This is a genomic window from Rhodococcus sp. ENV425, from assembly GCF_002887785.1.
Classification (GTDB): Bacteria; Actinomycetota; Actinomycetes; order Mycobacteriales; family Mycobacteriaceae; genus Rhodococcus; species Rhodococcus aetherivorans.
Window position 1 is genome coordinate 7,056 of the sequence record NZ_PCZU01000181.1, and the last position, 7,231, is coordinate 14,286.

The 7,231-nt window shown below is 69.3% G+C and carries 5 protein-coding genes and 1 pseudogene; 1 reads left to right on the forward strand and 5 read right to left on the reverse strand.

What is annotated here, in order from left to right; genetic code table 11:
• The coding region (locus CQZ88_RS14905; RefSeq protein ID WP_102799963.1) for a LysR family transcriptional regulator at window positions 1-808 on the reverse strand (808 nt) is incomplete at its 3' end.
• 84 nt (window positions 809-892) lie between these two features.
• Here CQZ88_RS14905 and CQZ88_RS14910 point away from each other — a divergent pair.
• Window positions 893-1,882, forward strand: a complete 990-nt coding sequence (locus tag CQZ88_RS14910) for a bile acid:sodium symporter family protein (RefSeq protein ID WP_029545298.1) — start codon at window positions 893-895, stop codon at window positions 1,880-1,882.
• A gap of 1,182 nt (window positions 1,883-3,064) precedes the next feature.
• Here CQZ88_RS14910 and groL read toward each other — a convergent pair.
• The 4 genes and pseudogenes from groL to CQZ88_RS31105 all read right to left on the reverse strand — a co-directional run.
• Window positions 3,065-4,690, reverse strand: a complete 1,626-nt coding sequence (gene groL, locus CQZ88_RS14915; RefSeq protein ID WP_006932397.1) for a chaperonin GroEL — start codon at window positions 4,688-4,690, stop codon at window positions 3,065-3,067.
• 249 nt (window positions 4,691-4,939) lie between these two features.
• The gene (locus CQZ88_RS14920; protein WP_006932398.1) at window positions 4,940-5,467 is read right to left on the reverse strand and encodes a DUF6764 family protein; all 528 of its coding nucleotides are present in this window, start codon (window positions 5,465-5,467) and stop codon (window positions 4,940-4,942) included.
• Window positions 5,468-5,576: 109 nt separating this feature from the next.
• The gene (locus CQZ88_RS14925) at window positions 5,577-6,353 is read right to left on the reverse strand and encodes an HAD-IIA family hydrolase (RefSeq protein WP_102799964.1); all 777 of its coding nucleotides are present in this window, start codon (window positions 6,351-6,353) and stop codon (window positions 5,577-5,579) included.
• Window positions 6,354-6,459: 106 nt separating this feature from the next.
• Window positions 6,460-7,231: pseudogene (locus CQZ88_RS31105) on the reverse strand (molecular chaperone HtpG); the annotation flags it as partial.

Here is a 7,231-nt window from a genome sequence, read left to right on the forward strand (position 1 = left end):
GTGCCCGCTCGGGTTCGTTGAGGACCGAACGCCGCGACAGCAGCACGAACTCGACCTCCCCCGCGTCGGGCAGTCGTCCCGCGCGCACGGGAACGAGCCCCGCCGGCGGCAGCCGGGCAGCGTGGAGCACGACGCCGAGCCCGGCGAGGACGGCTGCGCGCAGGCCGTTGAGGCTGTCGGTGGTGCAGGTGATGCGCGCTCCGAGTCCGGCGCGCCGGAGCGTGTCGAGGGCGATCTCGCGGGTCAGCGCCGGCGGCGGATACGTCACCAGCGGGATCGGCCCGTCGGGCTCGACCACGAAGTCCGGTGCGGCGTGGAACACCAGCCGGTCCCGGAAGATCAGCTCCCCGTGTCGTTCCCCCGGCCGGCGCTTGCCGAAGACCAGGTCGAGGTCCCCGTCGTCGAGGCGCCGATGCAGGTCCTCGCTCAGCGCGACGGTGAGCTCGAAATCCACCCGCGGATGACTGCGCCGGAACTCCGCGAGGATGGCGGGCAGTTCGTGCAGCACCAGGTCCTCCGAGGCCCCGAAGCGCAGCCGCCCGCTGATCGGCGACTCCGAGAAGTACCGCCGGGCCGCGTCGTGCCGATCGAGGATGTCCCGGGCGAAGCCCAGCATGGCTGCGCCGTCGGCGGTGAGATCGACCGCGTGCGTGTCCCGCAGGAACAGCCGGCGTCCGGCGGCCTGCTCGAGCTTGCCGACGTGCTGACTGACCGTGGACTGGCGCAGGCCGAGCCGTCGCGCGGCGAGCGTGAAGCTGCGGGCGCGTTCCACGGCCAGGAAGCTGCGCAGGTGGACGGGATCGAACACCACGGTATTCAATCACGATTCGTGATGACAGTAATCGCGGTGATCGGTTTCCTGGATGGGCGTGCGGTGGCCTAGCGTCGACTCATGTTCTCCAGGATCCCCGTGCTCGGACGCCTCGACCCCTTCCTCGTCGGCATCCTCGCCACCGTCGCGATCGCGGCGCTGCTGCCGGCCGAGGGCACGGCCCTGACCGCCGTCACGTGGGCCTCGAAGATCGCCATCGGCCTGCTGTTCTTTCTCTACGGAGCTCGCCTGTCCACGCACGAGGCCCTCGAAGGCCTCAAGCACTGGCGCCTGCACCTGACGATCCTCGCCACCACGTTCGCGGTGTTCCCGCTGCTCGGTCTGGCGACGAAGGTCCTCGTGCCGGCGGTCCTGACCGAGCCGTTGTATCTCGGCGTCCTCTACCTGTGCCTGCTGCCCTCGACGGTGCAGTCGTCGATCGCGCTGGTCTCGGTGGCCCGGGGCAACATCCCGGGGGCGGTCGTCTCCGCCAGCGCGTCGAGCCTGCTCGGCATCTTCGTCACGCCGCTGCTCGTCGCGCTGACGATGACCACGCAGGGCGTGACGTTCAGCGCCTCTGCGGTGCTCGACATCGTGCTCATGCTGCTGGTTCCGTTCCTCGCGGGCCAGCTCGTGCGCCGCTGGATCGGCGGGTGGGTCAAGGCCCACGGCAGGCCGCTGAAGATCGTCGACCGCGGTTCGATCCTGCTCGTCGTGTACGTCGCGTTCAGCCGCGGCATGAACGAGGGCATCTGGTCGAGCCTGTCGCCCGCGCGGCTGCTCGCCCTCGTGGGCGTGTGCCTCGTGCTGCTCGCGCTGGTCCTGGCGATCACGTGGTTCGGCGCACCGCGCCTGGGCTTCTCCTACGAGGACCGCGCGACGATCCTGTTCTGCGGCTCGACGAAGTCGCTCGCCACGGGCCTGCCGATGGCGACGGTGCTGTTCCCGGGCCAGCCGATCGGGCTGATCGTCCTGCCGCTCATGTTGTTCCACCAGATCCAGCTGCTGGTGTGTGCCGCGATCGCGGCGCGGCTGGCGAAGCGTGCGGTCGCCGCGGCCGTGGCGGTGTGAACCGGCCGGACACCTCACGACCGCAGCCACAGCGGCAGGAGATCCTGCGGCTGCGGCTGCGATTCGACTGCGGTCTCGGGCCCGGGACTAGTCCGTGCTGCCGGAGCCGAGTTCGGCGATCAGTTCGAGGATGGGCGTGATGAGGTCGAGCAGGCTGCCGATCATGATCTTCTCCGTCCAGGTGGTGGGTGGCTGCTAGTCGTCGCCGGCGCTCAGCGAGTCCAGAACCTCCAGCAGATCGAAATTCTCGAGTACCCAGCCGATGATGTCCGCGAGAGACCCCATGGCGACTCCTCCTTGATTTCGTCGGTGTCACGGATGCGCGGCCTGGAACTGCGACCGCGACGCCATTGTTACAACATGTCACGAGTCGAGAACGCAGAAATCGGAAAAATCACCCCTCGATGGGAACGGGCCGGTCACACCGGAAACCCCGGACGGCACTCGGCCGCAGCGACGACGTGTGCCGCTGCGGCCGAGTGCTGTGGATCGAGGCAGCTCGAGAAGGGAAACCCTCCGACTCCCTCTCGGGCCGACGATCAGCTCACGGCCTGCTGGGTGGTCTCACCGGCCTCCGCGCTGCCCGTGCCGAGGATGTCGGCGAAGTCACCGAAGGTCTCCAGCAGGAGGTTGAGAATGTCCTGAACGGATCCGAGCATTGTCCGACTCCTTTGTCTCGTGTTTCTCGACCGGCCGGAATTTCCGGCCCGCCGCTTCTGCACGCGACCGGATCGTTCCCGATCACAATTCCGAGTGTGGCACGGGCCCCGCGAATTGTGCGCTGCGAGCCGGCGAATTCAGGGCGTGAGACAATTCACACCCCGGAAATGCGGCCTTGTTCTCGATGCATTTCCGCGGCATTTATGCAGGTGCAGAGCGGAAAATTCCGGAACGCGAAGATTTCCGCATTGTGAGTGCGGAAAAACGGAATGTTTAACGAAAAGAATTGCGTCCCCGGCCGCCCGGGAAGCGCCGCGCGGCCGCCCCGAACTGCACTTCAGCACTCGGCGCGGCGGAACATTTCCCCGATTTCCCGGCGGCGGCAGGCATTCCTGCACCCGTCGGAACTTCGCGCACGCCGGGGCCTGCGCTCCCCGCCGCTCGGCCCGGGCCGAGCCCTCGACGCCACGAGGCCCGGCCCCACCGAAGTGGAACCGGGCCTCGAAGACGGTCGGGCGTGGATCAGAAGTCCATGCCACCCATGCCGCCGGTCGGGTCGCCGGCGGGAGCGGCGGCCTTCTCCGGCTTGTCGGCGACGACAGCCTCGGTGGTCAGGAACAGGGCCGCGATGGACGCCGCGTTCTGCAGCGCCGAGCGGGTGACCTTGACCGGGTCGTTGATGCCGGCAGCCAGCAGGTCCTCGTACTCGCCGGTGGCAGCGTTGAGGCCGTGGCCGGCGGGCAGGTTGCGGACCTTCTCGGCGACGACGCCGGGCTCGAGGCCGGCGTTGAAGGCGATCTGCTTCAGCGGGGCCTCGAGGGCAACCTTGACGATGTTGGCACCGGTGGCCTCGTCACCCTCGAGCTTCAGGTCGTCCAGAACCGGCGCGGCCTGCAGCAGCGCGACGCCACCACCGGCGACGATGCCCTCCTCGACCGCAGCCTTGGCGTTGCGGACGGCATCCTCGATGCGGTGCTTCCGCTCCTTGAGCTCGACCTCGGTGGCGGCACCGGCCTTGATGACCGCAACGCCGCCGGCCAGCTTGGCCAGACGCTCCTGCAGCTTCTCGCGGTCGTAGTCCGAGTCCGACGCCTCGATCTCGGCGCGGATCTGGTTCACGCGACCGGCGATGGCGTCGGCGTCGCCGGCACCGTCGACGATGGTGGTCTCGTCCTTGGTGACGACGACCTTGCGCGCACGGCCGAGCAGCTCGAGACCGGCGGTCTCGAGGGAGAGACCGACCTCTTCGCTGATGACCTCGCCACCGGTGAGGATGGCGATATCGGCGAGCTGGGCCTTGCGGCGGTCACCGAAGCCGGGGGCCTTGATGGCGACCGACTTGAAGGTGCCACGGATCTTGTTGACGACCAGGGTGGACAGCGCCTCACCCTCGACGTCCTCGGCGATGATCGCCAGCGGCTTGCCGGACTGGATGACCTTCTCCAGCAGCGGCAGCAGGTCCTTGACGGTCGAGATCTTGCCCGACACGAGCAGGATGTAGGCGTCCTCGAGCACGGCCTCCTGACGCTCGGCGTCGGTGGCGAAGTACAGCGAGATGTAGCCCTTGTCGAAGCGCATGCCCTCGGTCAGCTCGAGCTGCAGGCCGAAGGTGTTGGACTCCTCGACGGTGATGACGCCTTCCTTGCCCACCTTGTCGATGGCCTCGGCGATCAGCTCACCGATCGCGGGGTCGCCCGCGGAGATGCCGGCGGTGGCGCCGATCTGCTCCTTGGTCTCGACCTCCTTGGCGGTGTCGAGCAGCTTGGCAGTGACGGCCTCGACGGCCTTCTCGATGCCGCGCTTGAGGCCGAGGGGGTTCGCACCGGCGGCGACGTTGCGCAGACCCTCGCGCACCAGCGCCTGGGCGAGCACGGTGGCGGTGGTGGTGCCGTCACCCGCGACGTCGTCCGTCTTCTTGGCAACTTCCTTGACCAGCTCGGCGCCGATCTTCTCGTACGGGTCCTCGAGCTCGATCTCCTTGGCGATGGACACACCATCGTTGGTGATCGTGGGGGCGCCCCACTTCTTCTCGAGCACGACGTTGCGACCCTTGGGCCCCAACGTCACCTTGACAGCGTCGGCGAGGCTGTTCAGGCCCCGCTCGAGGCCGCGACGGGCCTCTTCGTCGAACGCGATGATCTTGGCCATTGCGAAGTGATCCTCCGGATATGGGGGTGACACGCAGGGCGACCGCTCGTCGGGTCGCCCCATGTACGCCTTCGGCCGGAAGCAGTGCCCGCGACGGACGACCAGGGGTGTCGATATTCCCGGCCTCACCGTCCCGACCTGGCACTCACGTGTTGCGAGTGCCAAGAGCATTCTTAGCACTCGAGGGTGGCGAGTGCAAGGTCTGGAGCACCCGCCACCCCCGTCGCGCAAGACCGCTGCGGTGTGTTCTCAGCGACGCGTGGAACCGACGCCGACGGCGCACCACTGACCGGTGGCCGTGTTGACGGCGAACGACTGCGGGCCGACGCAGGTCACCCCGGTCGGATCGGCCGTCGCCCCCGACCCCCAGCCCGCGACCGACACCGTCGTCACCGGGCCCTGCGCCGAGGAATGGCTCAGTCCGCCGCCGAGGGCGTACGCGTAGGAGCGGCCACCGTTCTGGGCGCCGCTCAGGGCGGTCCCGAACCCCGTCGCGTGGGCCTCGGCCGCGCCGGCCGTCTGCGCCGCCGACACCGCGGTGCCGCTCTCGGAGGCGAAGGAGTGGGCCGTGCCGCCCTCGGCGGCCGTCGCGCCGCAGCTGGCGGCGTCGGAGACCAGGATCTCGTTGGCCGACGGCGGCGACACGCACGTCACCGGCGCCGCCGTCGCGGTACCCACGCCGAGCAGGGCGGCCGACGCGACGCCGAGAGCGGCGACGACACCGGCCCGGAGGAGGCGGCGGGGGACTACGACGGCACGGATGGATCGGATGGACAACAAGGTCTCCTCTGCGCTGGGCCGGGACTCGCTGGGCTCGGATGCCCGGACGGGGGCGACTCCCCCGGCGGCGAGGGTACCGGTCACACCCGCCCGGGGCGAGACGGCGTCACAGCGTGTCGAGGAGCTCCGGCAGGGCGGCGACCGAATCGATCACCCGATCGGGACGCTCGACCGCGAGGTCGAGCACCGACTGCCGAAACTTGCCGGTGCGCACCAGGATTCCCGTCATGCCGAGGCGCTGGCCGGGGATGACCTCCGCGTGGAGATCGTCGCCCACCACGGCCATCCGGTCCGGTTCGGTGCCCATCAGCTCGGCCGCGGCGAGGAAGCCCCGCATCGACGGCTTGCCGACCGCGACGACGGTCTGCCCGGTGAGTTCCTCGAGACCGGGCAGGTACACGCCGGTGTCGATGCGCAGGCCGTCCGCGGACTGCCACGTGGAGCCGCGGTGCATCGCGACCACCGGCACCCCGTCGAGCATGAGCTCGGCGACGCGGCTGAGGGCGCGGTGGCTGAACTCCGGCCCGGCCCCGCCGAGCACGACCACCTCGGGATCGTCCTCGTCGGGCACGATGCCCTCGAGGTCCGCCTCCACGTCGCCGTGGTTGAGCACCCAGCAGCGCCGGTCCGGGTAGGTCTGGCGCAGGTACTCGGCGGTGAGGGACGCGGCCGTCACGATCTCGGCGGGCTCGACCGGCATGCCCAGCCCGGTGAGGCTCTCGGCGATCTGCGCGCAGGTCCGCGACGTGGTGTTGGTCAGGAAGGCCCGATGCACCCCACGCTCGCGGAGCCCGGCAAGCACCTCGGCGGCGCCCGGCACGGGTTCCCACGACGTCACGATCACGCCCTCGATATCGAACAACACCCCGTCCACGCCGGCCATGGTGTGAGCCTATCGGGTCGCCGCACCCCCACCACGCACGGACCGAATGTCACACCACGTCGATCGAATCGACGCAATGTGACATTCGGCCGGAAGGGGTGAGCGGTTACAGCGTGCGCGCGAGGCGATCGGCGAGCAGACGGGCGAACGCCGCCGGGTCCTCGAGTTCGCCGCCCTCGGCGAGCAGCGCGGTGCCGTACAGCAACTCGGCGGTCTCGCCGAGCGTCGGGTCGTCGGCGTGCCGGGCGTGCGCGTCGCGCAGCGCCGTGACCAACGGGTGGTCCGGGTTGAGCTCGAGGATGCGCTTGGTGTGCGGGACGGGCTGGCCCGACGCCCGGTACATCCGTTCGAGGGCGGGCGACATCGCGAACGTGTCGCCGACGAGGCACGCGGGCGACGTGGTCAGCCGCGACGACAGCCGCACCTGCTTCACGTGCTCGTCGAGCGTCTCGCCGAGCCACGACAGCAGGTCGGCGTACTCCTTCTCCCGCTCCTCACGCTCGGCCTCGGCGGCCTTCTTCTCGTCCTCGGTACCGAGATCCACCTCGCCCTTGGCGATCGACTGGAACGGCTTGCCCTCGAACTCGGGCACGGACCCCACCCACATCTCGTCGACCGGGTCGGTGAGCAGCAGCACCTCGAAGCCCTTGGCGCGGAAGGCCTCCATGTGCGGGGAGCTCTCGATCTGCTGCCGGGACTCGCCGGTCATGTAGAAGATCTCGTCCTGGCCTTCCTTCATCCGCGAGACGTACTCGGCGAGCGTCGTCGTCGAGTCCTCGCTGTGCGTGGACTCGAAGGAGGACACGGCGAGCAGGGTGTCGCGGTTGTCGAAATCCGAGAGCAGACCCTCCTTGAGGACCCGGCCGAACTGCGACCAG

What these genes read in the sequence shown, in the direction of transcription:
- CQZ88_RS14910 (WP_029545298.1), top strand. Translation starts at nt 893, where the DNA reads ATGTTCTCCAGGATCCCCGTGCTCGGACGCCTCGACCCCTTCCTCGTC.
- groL (WP_006932397.1), bottom strand. Translation starts at nt 4,690, where the DNA reads ATGGCCAAGATCATCGCGTTCGACGAAGAGGCCCGTCGCGGCCTCGAG.
- CQZ88_RS14925 (WP_102799964.1), bottom strand. Translation starts at nt 6,353, where the DNA reads ATGGCCGGCGTGGACGGGGTGTTGTTCGATATCGAGGGCGTGATCGTG.